Origin of the sequence: Kribbella sp. NPDC000426 (assembly GCF_040300265.1) — a bacterium.
Taxonomy (GTDB): domain Bacteria; phylum Actinomycetota; class Actinomycetes; order Propionibacteriales; family Kribbellaceae; genus Kribbella.
In genome coordinates, this window is record NZ_JBEPDK010000003.1 from 950,544 (window position 1) to 967,742 (window position 17,199).

The 17,199-nt window shown below is 68.6% G+C and carries 18 protein-coding genes; 10 read left to right on the top strand and 8 right to left on the bottom strand.

The features are described from left to right. Positions 1–432: a hypothetical protein gene (locus tag ABT313_RS18470; protein ID WP_350854675.1), complete on the top strand. Its 432-nt coding sequence runs from the start codon at positions 1–3 to the stop codon at positions 430–432. Between the two features lie 11 nt (positions 433–443). On the opposite strand, the gene ABT313_RS18475 is transcribed toward ABT313_RS18470, so the two are convergent. From ABT313_RS18475 to ABT313_RS18495, 5 genes are read right to left on the bottom strand one after another with little or no spacing between them, the layout of a single operon-like run. Continuing rightward, positions 444–1,055 carry a hypothetical protein gene (locus ABT313_RS18475; RefSeq protein ID WP_350854678.1) on the bottom strand — a complete coding sequence of 204 codons (612 nt, stop codon included), beginning with the start codon at positions 1,053–1,055 and terminating at the stop codon, positions 444–446. A 21-nt stretch (positions 1,056–1,076) separates the two neighbouring features. Further along, a complete protein-coding gene (locus ABT313_RS18480; protein WP_350854681.1) occupies positions 1,077–1,478 on the bottom strand; it encodes an MmcQ/YjbR family DNA-binding protein in 402 nt (133 codons plus the stop codon). A gap of 36 nt (positions 1,479–1,514) precedes the next feature. Continuing rightward, positions 1,515–2,171 carry a hypothetical protein gene (locus tag ABT313_RS18485; protein ID WP_350854684.1) on the bottom strand — a complete coding sequence of 219 codons (657 nt, stop codon included), beginning with the start codon at positions 2,169–2,171 and terminating at the stop codon, positions 1,515–1,517. Continuing rightward, positions 2,168–4,042, bottom strand: a complete 1,875-nt coding sequence (locus ABT313_RS18490) for a sensor histidine kinase (protein ID WP_350854687.1) — start codon at positions 4,040–4,042, stop codon at positions 2,168–2,170. Before ABT313_RS18490 ends, ABT313_RS18485 begins: the two co-directional genes overlap by 4 nt. Beyond that, entirely contained in the window at positions 4,032–4,739 is a 708-nt protein-coding gene (locus tag ABT313_RS18495) for a response regulator transcription factor (RefSeq protein ID WP_350854690.1), read from the bottom strand. The genes ABT313_RS18490 and ABT313_RS18495 overlap by 11 nt, the downstream gene beginning before the upstream one ends. Before the next feature lie 113 nt (positions 4,740–4,852). Between ABT313_RS18495 and ABT313_RS18500 the strand changes: the two genes are divergently transcribed. The 4 genes from ABT313_RS18500 to ABT313_RS18515 all read left to right on the top strand — a co-directional run bounded on the left by ABT313_RS18500 (position 4,853) and on the right by ABT313_RS18515 (position 9,223). Beyond that, positions 4,853–5,908: a hypothetical protein gene (locus tag ABT313_RS18500; protein WP_350854693.1), complete on the top strand. Its 1,056-nt coding sequence runs from the start codon at positions 4,853–4,855 to the stop codon at positions 5,906–5,908. After that, positions 5,905–7,197 carry a peptidoglycan-binding protein gene (locus tag ABT313_RS18505; RefSeq protein WP_350854695.1) on the top strand — a complete coding sequence of 431 codons (1,293 nt, stop codon included), beginning with the start codon at positions 5,905–5,907 and terminating at the stop codon, positions 7,195–7,197. Before ABT313_RS18500 ends, ABT313_RS18505 begins: the two co-directional genes overlap by 4 nt. Further along, entirely contained in the window at positions 7,194–7,886 is a 693-nt protein-coding gene (locus ABT313_RS18510) for an ABC transporter ATP-binding protein (RefSeq protein ID WP_350854698.1), read from the top strand. Before ABT313_RS18505 ends, ABT313_RS18510 begins: the two co-directional genes overlap by 4 nt. A gap of 173 nt (positions 7,887–8,059) precedes the next feature. After that, positions 8,060–9,223 (top strand): ABC transporter permease, encoded by a 1,164-nt coding sequence (locus ABT313_RS18515; RefSeq protein ID WP_350854701.1) that lies wholly within the window; start codon positions 8,060–8,062, stop codon positions 9,221–9,223. On the opposite strand, the gene ABT313_RS18520 is transcribed toward ABT313_RS18515, so the two are convergent. Both ABT313_RS18520 and ABT313_RS18525 read right to left on the bottom strand, forming a co-directional pair. Beyond that, positions 9,125–10,462 (bottom strand): MFS transporter, encoded by a 1,338-nt coding sequence (locus ABT313_RS18520; RefSeq protein ID WP_350854704.1) that lies wholly within the window; start codon positions 10,460–10,462, stop codon positions 9,125–9,127. The genes ABT313_RS18515 and ABT313_RS18520 overlap by 99 nt on opposite strands. Before the next feature lie 30 nt (positions 10,463–10,492). Next, complete coding sequence (locus ABT313_RS18525; protein ID WP_350854707.1) at positions 10,493–10,972, bottom strand: DUF4188 domain-containing protein; 480 nt, start codon at positions 10,970–10,972, stop codon at positions 10,493–10,495. A gap of 186 nt (positions 10,973–11,158) precedes the next feature. On the opposite strand from ABT313_RS18525, the gene ABT313_RS18530 reads away from it, so the two are divergent. The 3 genes from ABT313_RS18530 to ABT313_RS18540 are packed head-to-tail and all read left to right on the top strand — an operon-like array spanning position 11,159 to position 13,602. Beyond that, positions 11,159–12,004 (top strand): SAM-dependent methyltransferase, encoded by an 846-nt coding sequence (locus tag ABT313_RS18530; protein WP_350854710.1) that lies wholly within the window; start codon positions 11,159–11,161, stop codon positions 12,002–12,004. A 3-nt stretch (positions 12,005–12,007) separates the two neighbouring features. Further along, positions 12,008–12,424, top strand: a complete 417-nt coding sequence (locus ABT313_RS18535; protein ID WP_350854713.1) for an acyl-CoA thioesterase — start codon at positions 12,008–12,010, stop codon at positions 12,422–12,424. Continuing rightward, positions 12,421–13,602, top strand: a complete 1,182-nt coding sequence (locus tag ABT313_RS18540) for a zinc-dependent alcohol dehydrogenase family protein (RefSeq protein ID WP_350854722.1) — start codon at positions 12,421–12,423, stop codon at positions 13,600–13,602. The genes ABT313_RS18535 and ABT313_RS18540 overlap by 4 nt, the downstream gene beginning before the upstream one ends. On the opposite strand, the gene ABT313_RS18545 is transcribed toward ABT313_RS18540, so the two are convergent. After that, complete coding sequence (locus tag ABT313_RS18545; protein ID WP_350854725.1) at positions 13,584–14,021, bottom strand: YciI family protein; 438 nt, start codon at positions 14,019–14,021, stop codon at positions 13,584–13,586. The genes ABT313_RS18540 and ABT313_RS18545 overlap by 19 nt on opposite strands. A gap of 147 nt (positions 14,022–14,168) precedes the next feature. Here ABT313_RS18545 and ABT313_RS18550 point away from each other — a divergent pair, with 147 nt between their 5' ends. Both ABT313_RS18550 and ABT313_RS18555 read left to right on the top strand, forming a co-directional pair. Beyond that, the gene (locus tag ABT313_RS18550) at positions 14,169–15,614 is read left to right on the top strand and encodes a M12 family metallo-peptidase (protein WP_350854728.1); all 1,446 of its coding nucleotides are present in this window, start codon (positions 14,169–14,171) and stop codon (positions 15,612–15,614) included. Between the two features lie 105 nt (positions 15,615–15,719). Then, positions 15,720–17,150, top strand: coding sequence for a pre-peptidase C-terminal domain-containing protein (locus ABT313_RS18555; RefSeq protein WP_350854731.1), 1,431 nt, complete (start codon positions 15,720–15,722; stop codon positions 17,148–17,150). Positions 17,151–17,199 lie beyond the last annotated feature (49 nt).

Consider the following 17,199-nt stretch of genomic DNA (forward strand, 5'->3'; position numbering starts at 1 on the left):
GTGAGCGAACGACGTCGACCGGCTACCCGGACAGATCACCAGAACTTCTGCCTGATCGAAGGCTGGACCGAACGGCTGCGCGCGACGAACAAGCGCGGAACGCACCACGTCAACTACGAGCTGGCGCTGACGGACGGGCGCGTGCTGTACACGCGGATCAGCCATCCTGTCGATCGCACCGACTACGGACCCTCGATCTGGTCCCACATCCTCCGCGACCAGTTGGCCGTGACCACCGGAGAGTTCTGGGCGTGTGTCGACGACAAGACACCTCCGGATCGGCAAGGGCCGCAGACGCCGGTTGAAGCGATCCCGGCGGGAGTCGTCAGGACTCTCGTTGCTGAGGCACACATCCCGGAAGCCGAAGTACGTGCAATGACCAAATCGGAAGCGGTCCAGCGACTCGCCGACTTCTATACGACCGGTCGCTGAAGCCAGCGTCATCAGTTGGTCGTGGTGGTTTTGGTGGTGATGGTGAAGGCGCGGACGCAGATGGGGTCCGGGGCGACTTGGCTGATGACGAGGTTGCCGGTGACGGTTGTGCCCTTGGAGGTGCCGGACAGGGGGATGACGAAGGTGGGGGCCTGGCCGACCGGGGTGCCGGCGGTCAGTTTGGTCGGGGGGCCTACGAGGGTTTGCATGAGGAGCGGGATCAGTCGTTCCGAGCCCTTGCAGGCGTAGGTGGCAGCGCCCTTGGAGTTGTTGGCGTTCAGCTGGGCGACGAAGCGGCGGCCGAGGTCGGCGGCGGTCGTCACCGGGGTCGTTTTCGGGGCGGTCGTGGGCTTGGACGGGGCGGGACGAGTGGATTTCGTCGCGGGCGGAGGTGCGGCCGGCGTACTCGGGGCGGGGTACGACTTCGAGTTCTGGTGGTCGGTGACGAGGCGGTAGGCCAGTGTGCCGATGGCGCCGATGGCAACAACAATCAGCAGCACGATCAGCCCGATGATCAGCCCGGCTCGACTCTTCCTGGGCGGCTGGCCGTACGGCGGTGCCGACTTGAAATTGCCGGGTTGCGGCTGCCAGCTGTAGTTAGGCCCGGGCGGCGTTGAGCTCACAGGAACAGTGTGGCAGCGGGATCAGCTCAACCGGTGCTCTTTCAGCCACGTCGTCGCGCGGCGGTTCGAAGCTCTGGAGAGCCAGGCGTCCTGGATGATCTCGGTGAGTTCCTGGCGGGAGATCTCGGCCAACTCACTGCCGCGGATGAGGACGGACGGGTGGCCGTCGAAGTGGGGCGTGGTGAAGAACGGGGTCGCCTCGTCCGCGACCAGCGCGAGCTTCTCGTCCTCGGATTCGACCCAGATCATGATCACGTCGTCGTACTTCTCACCGGTCACCGGATCGACCGCGTCCGGTCGCGGCGTACGGAAGAACACGAACGACTTCCCGCCGACCTGGTACACGGGCCGATCCGTGCCGTCGTCGCGCTCCCACTTGGTGACATGCGGCATCCCCGACGCGATCTCGTGTACGTCGGCCACACGGGCTTTCCTCGGCGCCATCCGGAACGGGACCGATCAGTGCGCGACCGACGTCAGGCGAACGCACAGCGGGCGCGTCGGCTGGTCCATGATGTCGACGGTACCCGCCAGCGGGACGCCGCCCTTCGTGGTGCCGGAGAACGGGACCGAGATCCGCGGGTAGTAGCTGGTCACCGAGGCGGCCGGTCCGCTCACCGTCAGCTTGGTCGGCGGGTCGATCGTGACGATCAGCTGGCCGGCCAGCAGGTTCTTGCTGTCGGCGCAGGCGAGAGTTGTCGCGTGCGCCTGGTCGTTCGCGTTGAGGTACGCGAGGAACCTGGTGGCGAGCGTCGTGGCCTCGGTGAGGCGCGGGCCGCCGGGCGTCTCCGATGCTTGGGCAGTCGGCTGCGGTGACCCGGTCGGCCGAGCCGCCGCGGGCGACGGCGCGGTCGGGCCGCTGCCCTGGTCGTCGTCACCGCCCATCAGGCCCGGAAGCAGCAGCGCGACGACGCCGAGGAACACGATGATCCCGGCAGCACCGATCACGACGTACAAGGACGTCCGCGACCGGCGCGGTCCGCGCGGTTCGAACCCGGGCGCGTACCCCCGCCCGTCCCACGCCGGAGGTCCGCCAGGTCCGGCGGGGGTGCCGGGAGGGGGCTGTTGCTGCCAGCCACTGTTCTGGGGTCCGGACGGGTACGGAGGCTGTGTCACCCGGACAGTGTGTCAGCAGCGGGGAGCCAGACCGTGAAGGTGGACCCGGATCCCAGTCGGCTGGTGACAGTGATCCGGCCACCATGCGCCTCGGCCAGGTGCTTGGTGATGGCCAGACCGAGCCCACTTCCGCCGGTACTCCGGCTGCGGGAGTGCTCGGCGCGATAGAAGCGATCGAACACATACGGCAGGTGTTCCTCGGCGATCCCGCTGCCGTTGTCGGTGACGCTCAGGTTGTAGCCGTCGCCCACCCGCCGTACGCCGACCACCACGTTCCCGCCCGACGGCGTGTAGCGGATCGCGTTCGAGACCAGGTTGCCCAGCGCCTGACGAATGCGCGCGCTGTCGACCATCGCCGGAGAGGGCCCACCGACGGCGGTGACAGTGACGTCGGCAGCCTCGGCGGTCGGGCGGTGAGCGGCGACGACTTGCTGTGCGAGTTCGGTCAGGTCGCGGGGAGCGGGGTGCAGGCGGAGCATGCCGGCGTCCGCGAGCGCGAGGTCCTGCAGGTCGGCAACCAAGTGCTCCAGCAGCTCTGTCTCCTCGAGCAACGACGTGACGAGCTCGCTGTCGAGGGGTACGACGCCGTCCTCGGACGCCACCAGGTACCCCTTGATGTTGGCCAGCGGCGTACGCAACTCATGCGCGACGTCACTGACCATCGCCTTCCGCTGGAAGTCGTGCCGCTGGATGGACTCGGCCATGTCGTTGAACGCGTGCCCGAGCCGAGCGACCTCGTCCTTCCCGCTGACGGGTACGCGGGCCGCATGGTCCCCGTTCCGCATCCGCTGCGCCGCACCCGTCAGCGCCACGATCGGGCGGACCAGCCGTCGTCCCGCGAAGATCATCACCAGCGCCGCGATCAGTAGCACGCCGAGCGCGGTCGCCGCCGTCCGCAGGAGCCCCTCGCCGGAGAACACGTTGAACGTGCTCTTCGCGCCGAGATACAGCTTGGCCGGCGGAGCGACGTACGGCGTCAGCGCCTGGACGCGCGCCTGCGTGGTGCAGTCGTCGAACTCGGCCGGGATCTCTGCCTTGGTCTTGGGCTCGACCGACTTCAGCCCCTCGAAGTCGTTGACCTGGTACGGGATGCCGGCGGCGTCGAGGCATGCCCGCGCGCGCCGGATCTCGTCGTCGTTCACGATCTTCGCCTTGGCGCTCGGGGCGTTGAGCCCGGGCGGGGAGCAGGTGTCGCTCGCGGCGGTGCCCGGCTTCTCCAGCACGCGGACCCCGGCGATCGACTCGGTCGATTCGATCACGACCTGCGGGACGCTGCCCGTCTGCCTGATCGACGCCGACTTGCCCTTCGCGTTCCAGCACGCCACCGCTTGCTTGGCCAGCTGCTCCTGTTGCTGTTTCTCCGCATCCGTCATGCCCCAGTCGGGGTAGGCCACGAACGGCGGGGCGCCCGAGGACGTCGCGACGAACCCGGAGATGCCGGAGGCAACGGTCTTGCGCGCCGAGTACGCCGAAGCGGCCGAGATCGCGGACAGCTTCTTCGAGACACCGGAGTTCCGCGCGTCGATGGTTGCCGCTGGCACCGAGGGGAGCGCAGGCGCCGCGCCGAGCATCCGGGCCGAGTCCGCGATCACCGAGCCGTCGTCGGCGGTGACCGCGACCCGGCGACCGAGCTTGTCACCGAGATCGTGCACGAGCTTGTCCACACCAGACCAGGTCGGGTGGTCCGCGGCGTACTTCGACAGCTCCGAGTAGATCTCGCCGTCGACCTGGAGCTGCCCGGTGTTCGCGTCGATCTCGCCCTGCAACTTCTCCGACGTGCTGTACGTCGCGATCAGCGCGGTCGCGATCACCGCGCCGAGCGCGACCGCGAGCGACAGTCCGAGGAACCGGACGAGCACACTACGACGCATGGCTGACCACCTTGTCGGCCAGCTTGTACCCCACGCCGTACACCGTCTTCAGGTACGTCGGAACGGCGCCCGGCTCGATCTTCTTCCGCAGATTCATCACGTGGACATCGACGGTCCGGTCGAACACGTAGTGGTCGAACCCGAAAGCGTGCTCGAGCAACTGCTGCCGCGAGAACGCCCGCCCCGGCGATGCGGCCAAGCAGGCGAGGATCTTGAACTCCGCCGGGGTCAGGTCGATCAGCTGCCCGGCCAGCCGGACCTCGTGCCGGCCCGGGTCGATCTCCAGCTCGCCGACGCGGTACACCTCGCCCTCGGCGCGGACGCGGGTCCGCCGCAGTACGGTCCGCACGCGGGCGACGAGCTCGCGCGGGTTGTACGGCTTGGTCAGGTAGTCGTCCGCGCCGAGGTCGAGCCCGAGCAACAGGTCGTCCTCGGTGGAACGAGCGGTCAGCATGATGATCGGCACCCCGGAATCGCCCGGGCCGTCGGCACGCAGTACCCGGCAGACGTCGAGACCGTCGACCTTCGGCATCATCACGTCGAGAACGAGCAGGTCCGGGCTCCGCCGGCGGGCCTCGTCGATCGCGGCCCGGCCGTCGTGCACGACGACGGTCAGGTGCCCCTCCCGCTCGAGATACCGCCGGATCAGCTCCGCCTGCTTCAGGTCGTCTTCGGCGACCAGGATCCGCGCTGGCATAGCTCTCAATGTCCCTGAGCATGATGAGAATCCGATGAAGATCGGCTGAGAGCATCGGGTGCATACCGGTCCTTCACAGGTTCTTCACGGCCGCGACGGCACGCTCGACCGCCATGAAGACCTCTAGAACAGCACTCGCCGTGATGGCGGTTCTGGCCCTGGCCGCCTGCGGGAACGACAAGGCGCCGGTCGCGTCCGGCGACCAGAACAGCGACAAGAGCCCGCTCGCGGAGTACATGGGTGACGGGTTCAAGAGTTCGTCGGGCGGCGGCGGGTTCTCGATCGCTCTGCGCGCCGGCGGCGCCCAGCAGCCGAGCGAGGAGGAGCTGGCCAAGCAGCGCAAGGTCGAGGACGCCACCGCTGCCTGTATGAAGACGGCCGGCTTCGAGTACGTCGCCGTACCGCCGGAGCAGAACGCGAAGAGCAAGTTCACCGACGCGTTCAACCTGCCGCCGGACAAGTTCGCCGAGCAGTACGGGTACGGCATCAGCACGATCGACTGGTCCAAGGCCGGCGACGACGACACGAACCCGAACACGAAGATCCGCAATGCGCTGTCGCCGGCCGCGCAGAAGGCGTACGACAAGGCGCTGAACGGCCCGAACGCGACCGGGAACGGCGCCGTGGTGATCCAGGGTGGTGGCCCGTCCAACAGCGGCCAGCAGGACCTCGGCTGCCGGGGCAAAGCGGTCGAGGAGGTCTACGGCAAGGGTCAGGACCGGGCGGCGGACTTCAAGAAGTTCGACAGCCTGTTCAAGGACCTCCAGGCGCTGCAGAAGCGGATCGAGTCCGACCAGAAGGTCGTCGACGCGACCAGCGCCTGGTCCGACTGCATGGCCGACGCCGGGCACTCCGGATTCACGAAGGTCGACGATCCGCGCAACCAGGTCCAGCAGAAGCTCGACGCGCTGACCGGGAACAAGCCGCCGGCCAAGGGCTCCGGCCCGGCCAAGACGATCACCGGACCGCCGTCGTTCGACAAGGTCGACTCGGCCAAGCTGACCGAGCTGCGTAAGTTCGAGATCGACCTCGCGGTGGCCGACCAGAAGTGCAAGGCCAAGGGGTACGACGACGCGTACAAGAAGGTGCAGTACGACGCCGAGAAGGAATTCGTCGACCAGCACAAGTCCGAGCTCGAGGCGTACCGCGACGAGATGGCGAACCGGTGACCGCTTCGCCCAAGTCCCGCCGCCGGGTCCTCGTCGGCGTAGCTGGGGTGGCCGTGGCCTCGCTCGGTATCGGCGTGGCCGCCGGTAGCCGGATCAGCTCGCCGGAGGACGCGGCCGCGAAGACCGCGCCGCCGAAGGCCTCCCAGATCACCGTGCCGGTGGCGAAGAAGGCGCTGTCGAGCAAGGTGGTGGGCCGCGGCGATGCCTCGTTCGACGGCGCGGTCAACATCCGGGTCGAGACGAGCGGGCTCGCCACACCGGCGATCGTGACCGGGAAGGTGCCGGCGGTCGGGTCGACGATCACCGAGGGCAAGGCGCTGCTCGAGATCACCGGCCGGCCGGTGATCGGGCTGGCCGGCGTACTGCCGATGTACCGGACGCTGTCGCCCGGGAGCAAGGGACCGGATGTACTGCAACTGGAGCAGACGCTCGACCGGCTCGGGTTCGACCCTGGGACCGTCGACGACGAGTACACGCTCGACACCTCGGCCGCGGTCGTGAAGCTCTACGACGAGGCCGGGTACGACGCCCCGGAGCCGGAGGAGCGGCTCACCCAGGCTGTCGATCAGGCGAAGAAGCAGGTCGACGCTGCGAAGAACCAGCTCCGGCAGGCGCAGTCCCAGCTCAAGGCGGCGAAGTCAGCCAAGGCGAAGGACACGTCGGTGCAGCAGGGCGCTGTGGACGACGCGGAGGAGAACCTCGCGGACGCCGAGGATGCGGAGAGCGAGGCCAGGTTCAAGGCCGGTACGCCGCTGCCGGTCTCCGAGGTGGTGTACGTGAAGACGCTGCCGCGCCGGGTCGACGACGTGAAGGTCGAGCGCGGCGGGACGGTGAACGGCGTGGTGATGTCGGCCAGCGGTTCGTCGCTGGTCGTGACGCTGAAGGTCGACGCGGAGACGGCGCAACGGTTGAAGGCCGGCATGGTCGCGTCGCTCGACCTCGATGGTACGGCGATCGCGGCGAAGGTCCGCCGGGTCGCGAAGAACGGCAGCACGTACGACGTCGTGGTCGCACCGAACGCGTTGACCGCGAGCCAGTTGGCGCTGCTGCGGGAGGCGAACGTGCGGGTGACGATCCCGGTGAAGAGCACGAGCGGCAAGGTTCTCGCCGTACCGCTGGCGGCGTTGTCGTCCGGGTCGGACGGCGGCTCGCGGGTCGAGGTACTGCGGAACGGCCAGGTGGAGCTGGTGCCGGTCACGGTCGGGCTGTCCGCGGACGGGTTCGCGCAGGTCACGCCCAAGGGCGACGCGAAGCTGTCCGACGGCGACCAGGTGGTGGTGGGCAAATGACGGCGACCGCGGTTGCTCTGCCGGCGTCGGTGGTCGAGATGATCGGCGTACGGCGGTTCTTCGAGGGGCCGCCCGAGGTACGGGCGATCAATGGGGTCGACCTGACCATCGGGCAGGGCGAGTACCTGTCGATCGTCGGGCCGTCCGGGTCGGGGAAGTCGACGCTGCTGCATCTGCTCGGATTGTTGGACAACCCAACGGGTGGGGTCTATCGGCTCGACGGCGTCGACACGATGAGCCTGCGCGAGCGTCGTCGCGCCGTACTGCGTGGGGAGCGGATCGGGTTCGTGTTCCAGTCGTTCCATCTGCTCGACCACCGGACCGTGCTCGAGAACGTCGCGCTCTCGATGGTGTACGTCGGGGTGCCGCGCCGGGAGCGTCTCGCCCGCGCCAGAGTTGCTTTGGAGCGGGTCGGGCTGTCGCACCGCATGGACTTCGCGCCGACCACGCTCTCCGGCGGCGAGCGGCAGCGGGTCGCGATCGCCCGTGCGCTCGTCGCGGAGCCGAGCCTGCTGCTGGCAGACGAACCGACCGGCAATCTCGACAGCGCCAACGCGGAGGCGATCCTGCAAGTGTTCGACGAACTGCATTCCGAAGGTATGACGCTGGCTGTCATCACCCACGACGCCCAGGTCAGCCGCCGGGCCCAGCGCCAGGTCCGCATCGTCGACGGAACCCTCCAGTGGTAACCCAAGCAGGCCCCCCGGATCCCGCCGGCGGGCCGTCCACCTCGCCGCCTTCGCGGCGTCGCCCGCGGCCGCGCGTCGCGCTCGCGCGGCTGATCGGGCGCACCTCCCGCATCAACCCGTCACGGACTCGGCGACGATCTCGTCCCGCTCTGCGGGACTTGCTGGATGAGGCGTTGTCCGGAGTTGCTGCCCGTCCTACCCGGCTGATTCTCACCACGCTGGGCACGGTGCTCGGCGTCGCCGCATTGGTCGGCACGGTGGGTCTCGGGCAAACAGCGGCCGGGCAGATCACGCAGCGGTTTGATCTGGCGGCGGCGACCCGCGTCGTCGTACAGCCGGACGACAAAGGCGGGCAGGAAGGCGAAGCCGCCACGCAGTTGCCGTGGGACGCACCCGACCGGATCAAGCGGCTGAACGGTGTCGAAGCCGTCGGCACCGTCAGCAACCTGGAGATCGGCGACGACCTGGTCCAGAACGTCACCGGCCTGGACAACGGCGCCGGCAAGGCTCTGCAGGTAATGGCCGGGTCCGCCGGCCTCTGGGACGCTGTCCGCGCGACCCTCCAGACCGGCCGGTTCTTCGACCAGGGCCACGACCAGCGCGCCGACAAAGTAGTTGTCCTCGGCAAGCACGCTGCCGAGCGGCTCGGGATCAACCGGGTCGACTCGCAGCCTGCGGTGTTCATCGGCGACGAGCCGTACACGGTGATCGGCATCCTCGCCTCGGTCAGCGGCCGGGCCGAGCTGAACGACGCGGTGATCATGCCGAACGGCGCGGCCCGCGACGCCTACGACCTCGAGTCGCCGGACGCGGTCGAGATCCGGACAGCGGTCGGCGCGGCGCAACTGATCGCGGAGCAGGCGCCGATCGCGATCGAGCCGAACAACCCGAGCACGTTGCGCGTCGACGCTCCGCCCAAGCAGGGCGCCGTACGCAAGGGAGTCGAGTCCGACCTGAACGCGTTGTTCCTGCTGCTCGGCGCGGTCGCACTCCTGGTCGGCGGACTCGGCATCGCCAACGTCACGCTGCTGTCGGTCCTGGAACGCATCTCGGAGATCGGTCTGCGCCGGGCCCTGGGCGCGGCGCGACGACATATCGCCGTTCAGTTCCTGGTCGAGAGCGTGATCGTCGGCTTCCTCGGCGGCCTGCTCGGTACGGCGGTGGGCGTGATCCTCACCGTGAGCGTGTCGTGGGTCCGGGACTGGACACCGATCCTCGACAACCGGCTCGCGTTCGGATCACCCCTGCTGGGTGCGTTCATCGGTCTGGTCGCCGGCACGTATCCCGCCTGGAAGGCCTCCGCCATCCAGCCGATCACTGCGCTTCGAGGCACGTGAGTACAGCACGGCGGTGAGCGCGAAGCCGGCCACGATCAGCGCCAGCACCGGGTAGGACTTCCCGTTGTCGGGCAGGATCGCGGCGCCGAGTGCGGCCGCCGAGACCTGCCCGACGTTGAAGATCATGTCGTACAGCGAGAACACGCGTCCGCGGTAAACGTCGTCGACACCCGTCTGCACGAGGGTGTCGACGCTGATCTTGATGCCCTGCGCGCAGAACCCGGTGAGGAATCCGCCGACCACCAGCGCGGGCTTGGTGTAGAACCCGATCGGCACGGCGCACACCACGGCCGCAGCCACGAACAACCAGGTGATCCACTGCCGCAGCAACATCACGCGGGTGCCCCAGGGCGTGACCAGCGCGGCGACGAACAGTCCGGCTCCGACCGCGCCGGTCGCGATGGCGAGTGCGCCGAACGCTTGATCCAGCTGGCCGGGTCCGTAGAAGTAGTTTCGGTACAGCAGGATCATGGCGACCGTCAGCAGCCCGAAGAAGAACCGCAGCGAGCCGATCGCGGCGAGTCCGAGCGCGGGCTGCGGGCGTGACTTGAGGTACCGGGCGCCGTCGACCAGGCCGGTCGCGATCGTCCGGAGCGCCTCGCCGATGCTCGGCTCGTCGCCGTTCAGGTCCGGGCCGAGTTGGTCCCGCCGCAGCCGGAGGGCGAGGAGCGCGGCGGCTGTGTAGATGACGACGGTCAGCCCGAGGACGGCGAGATCCGAGTCGACGATCAGCTTCACCCCGGCGCCGACACCGCCGCCGATCAGGAAGAACGCCGTACCGCTGGTCGGGGTGACCGCATTGGCCATCACCAGTTCGTCGCGCTCGACGACGTGCGGGAGACCCGCCGACAGCCCGGACAGGAGGAAGCGGTTGACGCCGAGCGTCAGCAGCACGGCGATGTAGAACAGCACACCGGCGTTGTCGGCTGCGACGATCGCGCCGACGCCGATGACGAGCACCGCACGGGTCAGGTTCGCGCCGAACAGGATCTGCCGCCGCGACCACCGATCGAGGAGTACGCCGGTGAACGGGCCCAGCACGGAGTACGGCAGCAGCGCGACCGCGAACAGGCCGGCGATCGCTGCGGCGTCAGGCGCCCGCTCCGGCGAGAACAACACGTACGACGCCAGCGCCACCTGGAACACACCGTCGCCGAACTGCGAGGTGAGCCGCACTGCGAACAGCCGCCGGAAATCGCGACGCTGCAGCAACGTCCACAAGTCCCGGATGAACCGCACGCCTGCACTGTAACCGCACTACATGTCGCCCTACTCGGTTTGGTGCAAGCGCTGGGCCGCGGTCTCCGTGCGCTGGCTGACCGGCTCGACGCCCTTGACCCGGCCCAGCCCGAACAGGGGCATGTTGCCGTAGATGGTCTCGGTGTTGCCGGCCGGTACGACGTACGTCTCGTGCCAGATGCCGACCGCGCCGCCCTTGTAGGAGTTGCGGAAGTACTCGACCCAGGCGGGCCGGTGCGTCCGGTTGTTGTCGCCCGCGAACGCCTGCAGTTTCTCGACCGACTCCCAGTACTGGATCAGCGTGACTCCACGCCAGGTCGGCAGCGTCCGGAACCCGAGCAGGCCGCTGTCCTTGTCCTTCATCAACTCACGCAGCATCGGCCCCATCGCCTTCGCCACCGGCAACCATTCGCGCACCTTGAGTACGGAATTGACCCGCATCCCGATCAGGAAGACGACCAGCTCCCCGTCGTACGCCGCCGTCTGCCGCCCCGCGATCACATCACCCATGTCGCCACCCCTCACCCTTTGGAAGACAGTCTCGATTCAATCCTCTGTAAAGGCCATCGGCGGACGCGCCCGAGCCGGTGGCAGAAGACCGCGGAAGCGATAGTGTCGTTCTGCCGGTGTCACGGTCCGTTGTGCACCGGTTACGATGGCACTTCAGTTCTGAGCCGCAGCGCGGATGGGAATTTCATGGCTGAATCGCAGGATGCCGACGTCGACCCGCAGATGTACGAGCAGCTGAAGCTCGACCGGCCGCACGGCGCTCGGGTGTACGACTACTTCCTGGGCGGGAAGGACAACTTCGCGATCGACCGGCAGGCCGCCGAGCACCTGCTCCAGGCGTTCCCCGGCTTCCGCACGGCCGCCCTCTCGAACCGGATGTGGATGCACCGCGCGGCGAAGTACGCCGCGGACCAGGGCATCACCCAGTTCCTGGACATCGGCACCGGCATTCCGACCGAGCCGAACCTGCACGAGGTCGTCCAGAAGATCGTCCCGTCCGCCCACGTGGTGTACGCCGACAACGATCCGATCGTGCTCGCGCACTCCCGGGCCCTGCTGGTCAGCGACCCGGCGGGGAAGACGGCGTACCTCGAGGCCGACGTGACGGATCCGCAGGCGATCCTGCAGTCCGACGAGGTCAGGGAGCTGATCGACTTCAGCAAGCCGGTCGCGCTCAGCATCGTCGGCGTCTTCCACTACCTGCCCGACGCCCTGAAGCCGTACGACCTGGTCCGCCAGCTCGTCGAGCCGCTCGCGCCGGGATCGCTGCTGATCTTCTCGCACTGCACGCCGGACTTCGCGCCGGAGCTGTGGGAGCGGGCGATGGTGGTCTACAAGGCCGACGGCGGCGACGCGCAGGTCCGCTCGAAGGAAGAGGTCACCCAGTTCTTCGACGGCACCGAGCTGATCGAGCCCGGCGTCGTGTCGCCGTTCCGGTGGTATCCGGACGACGAGACGCAGCGCCTGGTCGACAAGGGCGAGTTCACCGACATCATGTGCAGCCTGTGGGTCGGGGTCGGCCGCAAGCCCTGACGGATGGACCGTAGCGGGTACCCGCACCACCTCGCGATCACGCTGCGGTGGAAGGACAACGACGTCTACGGTCACGTCAACAACGTCGTGTATTACAGCTTCTTCGACACCGTGATCAACGACTTCCTGATCCGGTCGGGCGGGCTCGACATCCACGGCGGTGACGTGATCGGGCTCTGCGTGGATTCGCAGTGCACGTTCAAGCAACCGCTGGAGTTCCCCGGCGTCGTGGACGCGGCGTTGCGGTGCGGTCAGCTCGGCAACTCCAGCGTGCGGTACGAGATCGCCTTGTTCCGTGAGGGATCGGACGAGCCGGCCGCGACCGGGCGGTTCGTGCACGTCTTCGTGGCGCGCGACGATCGCCGCCCGGTGCCGGTCCCGGACCGGATCCGCGCCGCGCTCGAAGGGATCACCGGATGATCGTGCGTGGCGCCGTACTGCGGGAGATGGGCCTGCCGGCGCCGTACGCCGCGTCGCGTCCACTGCGGATCGAAGAGGTCGAGTTGGCGCCGCCCGGTCCGGGTGAACTGCTGGTCCGGATCCGCGCGGCCGGCCTGTGCCACTCGGATCTCTCGGTGATCGACGGTTCCCGCCCGCGGGTCATGCCGATGCTCCTTGGCCATGAAGCCACCGGGGAGGTCATCGTGTCCGAGGCTCCCGGCTTCGCTGCGGGCGATGTGGTTGCCTGCGCCTTCGTGCCTGCCTGCGGCACCTGCGGCCCTTGCGCTGAAGGCCGCCCCGCGTTGTGCGAGCCCGGTGCTTCCGCCAACACCGCCGGCACCCTCCTCGCCGGCACCAGCCGCCTCTCCAGCCCGCAGGATCGACCCGGCGGCGGCTCGGCCGCCGCTCACCCATCCGGTGGCGGCTCGGCCGCCGGGCGCCGGCCGGCCGGCCTGCACCACCATCTGGGTGTGTCCGGGTTTGCGGATCATGCGGTGATCTCGGCGCATTCGGCCGTGAAGATCGATCCGTCGCTCCGACCCGAGATCGCCGCGCTCTTCGGCTGTGCGGTGATGACCGGCGTCGGTGCGGTGGTGAACACCGCGCAGGTCCGGGCCGGTCGCAGTGCGGTGATCTTCGGTCTCGGCGGCGTCGGCCTGTCCGCACTCCTCGGCGCCGTGCTCGTCGGAGCACATCCGATCGTCGCGGTGGACGTCGTACCCGAGAAGCTCGAGCTGGCCCTGGAGCTGGGCGCGACGTACGCCGTTGATGCCGCTGAGGGAGTCGAGCCCGTGCGTGCGGCGACCTCAGGCGGCGCCGACTACGCGTTCGAGACCGTCGGCAGCGCCAAGGTGCTCGAGCAGGCGTACGCCGCGACCCGCCGCGGCGGCACCACGGTCACCGTCGGGCTCCCGCACCCGTCGCAGTCGTTCAGCGTGCCCGCGGTCAGCCTGGTCGCGGAGGAACGCACGGTGAAGGGCTCGTACCTCGGCTCGTCGGTGCCGTCCCGCGACATCCCGCGGTACGTCGCCCTGTACCGGGCCGGCCGGCTTCCGGTCGACCGGCTGCTGACCGCGACCGTCGGGCTCGACGACCTCAACCAGGCCTTCGACGACCTGGCCGCAGGGACGTCGATCCGTCAGGTGTTGCTGTTCTGAAGGTTCTCGGCAGCCTTCTGGAAGGTCTGGTCGTTGCGGTCGCGCGCCTCGTCCGTGTAGTTGTCACCGAAGAACTCCGCGGTCGGCACCGGACGGATCTCCAGCTCGCCGTCGGTGCGGCCGTCGGCGGCCACGCAACGCCAGCCCCACTCGATCGCTTCCTGGCGGGACGCCACCTCGATCAGGCAGAACCCGGCGATCAGCTCCTTGGTCTCGGCGAACGGCCCGTCGATGACCCGGCGCTGCTTCTCCTCGTCGAACCCGAGCCGGAAACCCATCGAGCTCGGCAGCAGTCCGTCGCCCGCGAGCAGGACGCCCTTCTCGGCCATCTCCGCCATCACCAGACCCATCGCGGTCAGGCTCTCCTCGCTCGGCAGTCCACCCGCCTCGGACTCCTCGCTCGCCTTGAAAATCATCATGTAGCGCATCTGGGGCCCCTCCCAAGTCGGCGTTAAATCCCGAGACGAATGTAGACCGGGGAGGGGAGCTTCGGGCAGGCTACGCACAGTGCGTGCCCACGCACGAGATGTGAGGCCGTCCCGGAGTCCCTGAGGAGGACCCCAAGCATGCACACCCGCCCCCGCCGGATCGGTGCCCTCGCCGTAGCCGGTGCAATTGTCCTCGGAGCCGTCGCAGTCGCCGTCAGCAACCAGGCCGACGCCCAGCAACCCGCTCCGCTCCCCATCGACCAGTTGCTCGGCCAGGACCTGCAAGGCAGGTCCGCGCTCGGCCGCATCCAGTCCCGGCTCGCCGAGGTCGCCGGGCAGAACAAGCTGTCCACCGACCACCTGCGGCAGATTCTCGCGACCGACCGCACCGCCTGGCTCGACCGTGGCGGCAAGCTGTTCTACCGCGAGCCGGTCGCGACCGCGGCCGAGCAGAAATCCGCAGCCGCGCCGTCCCCGCGCTGGGCTCGTACGGCGGTCGCCGCCGCGACAGGCCCGGCGTTCGAGCTGCACAGCAAGCCGGGGTCGAACCGGGTCATCTATCTGGACTTCGACGGCCAGACGATCACCGGTACGGCATGGAACACCGGTGGCAAGCCGGCCACGGTCAACGTCACGCCGTACGACACCGACGGGAACCCGAACAACTGGAGTACCGCCGAGCAGGACGTCGTACGTGACGTGTGGGCCCGGGTCGCCGAGGACTACGCGCCGTTCGACGTGGACGTCACCACGCAGGAGCCGACCGCGGCGGCGATCGACCGCACCGGGTCCTCGGACCAGCAGTACGGCACGCGCGTGCTGATCGACCCGACCACCTGGTACCAGTCCGGCTGCGGTTGCGGCGGGGTCGCGTACGTCGGTGTGTACGACAGCACCAGCCAGCACTCGTACTACCAACCCGCGCTCGTGTTCACCAAGGGCGTCGGCACCGGCGCGAAGAACATCGCCGAGGCCGCGGCGCACGAGGCCGGCCACAACGTCGGGCTTTCGCACGACGGCACAGGCTCGGTCGGGTACTACGCGGGTCATGGCGCCTGGGCGCCGATCATGGGCGTCGGCTACTCCAAGGCGATCAGCCAGTGGAGCAAGGGCGAGTACACCGGCGCCAACAACAAGGAAGACGACTTCGCGGTGATCGGCCAGAACGGGCTGGCGCTGCGGGCCGACGACCACGGCAACGGCACCTCCGACGCCACCGCCTTGACCCTCGGGACCAGCGTGAAGGGCATCTACGCGAACGACTCGGACGTCGACACCTTCCGGATCGACCTCGCGGCGGGCACGTTCACGTTCGCCGCTTCGGCGGCCGCTTCCGGCGCGGACCTGGACATCAAGCTCCAGCTGCTCAACTCGTCCGGCGCGGTCGTCGCGACCGCCGACCCGGCGTCCGGCCAGTCCAACGCAGCCACGCCGACGGGTCTCGGCGCGAGCATCAGCCGCCAGGTCGCCGCGGGCCGCTACTACCTGCGGGTCGAGAACACCGGGTACGGCAACCCGCTGAACACCGGCTACTCGACGTACGGCAGCCGCGGCGCCTACTCGGTCCGCGTCACCGCGGGCTGACACCCGAACCACCCGGGGCCGTCGATCCCACCGAGATCGACGGCCCCGGGTTCTTGGGGGGACCGCCGCCCGAAACCGGGGGGAATCCTGTGAGGAGGATTCCGAGTGAACAGATTCCGCCGTACTGGCGCGCTCGCGTGCGCCGGTGCTGTCGTTCTTGGAGGTCTGGCTGTCGCCGCCGGCAACCAGGCCGATGCTCAGCAGACGCCAGTCGATCAACTGTTGTCGCAACCGTTGGCCGGTGGCGTTGCGCTCGGCAAGGTTCAGTCGCGACTCGCCGAGGTTGCCGACCACAACCGGATGCCTGTGGACAAGTTGCGGCAGATCCTTGCCACCGACAAGACCGCCTGGCTCGATGCTGACAGCAAGTTGTTCTTCCGCGAGCCTGGTCTGACCAGTGCGCAGAAGGCTCCCGAGGCATCGCCCCGCTGGGCGCGTACCGCTGTCGCGGGCGCGACCGGTCCGGCGTTCGAGTTGCACAGCAAGCCGGGCTCGAACCGGGTCATCTATCTGGACTTCGACGGCCACACCATCACCGGTACGGCGTGGAACGCGGCGAAGGGGATCGACCCGGTCAACGTGTCGGCGTACGACACTGACGGTGACGCCTCCAGCTTTGGCACGGCCGAACAGGACGTGGTCCACGAGGTGTGGGCGCGTGTGGCCGAGGACTACTCGACGTTCGATGTGGACGTGACGACGCAGGAGCCGCCGGAGTCTGCGATCGACCGGTCGGGTGCGTCGGACGAGCAGTACGGCACGCGTGTGCTGATCGACCCGGACACCTGGTACCAGTCCGGCTGTGGCTGCGGCGGGGTCGCGTACGTCGGGGTGTACGACAGCACGAGCCAGCATTCGTATTACCAACCCGCGCTCGTGTTCACGAAGGGCGTCGGTACCGGCGCTAAGAACCTTGCCGAGGCTGCGTCGCACGAGGCCGGTCACAACGTCGGGCTTTCGCACGACGGCACGTCGACGGTCGGGTACTACCAGGGCCATGGCGCTTGGGCGCCGATCATGGGCGTCGGGTACTACCGCGGGATCAGTCAGTGGAGCAAGGGCGAGTACGCCGATGCGAACAACAAGGAAGACGACTACGCGGTGGTCGGCACCCACGGCCTGGCTCTGCGCGCCGACGAGGCCGGCGGCACGACGGGCGACGCCGCTGCGCTGACCGTTGGTACGCCGGTGTCCGGGATCATCGCCGCGGAGGACGACACCGACGTGTACCGCGTCGACGTGAGTGCCGCGGGCAACTACACCGCCTCCGCGAGCCCGGCTCCGACCGGTGGCAACCTCGACATGAAGCTGGACCTGCTGGACGGCTCGGGCACGGTCGTTGCCTCGAACGACCCAGCCTCCGGACAGAGCGACGCCGGTACGCCGACGGGTCTCGGCGCGAGTGTTAGCAGTGCCCTTCAGCCGGGTACGTATTACCTGCGGATCGACAATGTCGGTTACGGCGACCCGCTCAACACCGGCTATTCGACGTACGGCAGCCGCGGCGCGTACACCCTGAACGTTTCGCCCTCCTGAACCCTGGGGCTGGTCGGCCTCTGGCGGACTGACCAGCCCCAGGCCAGGG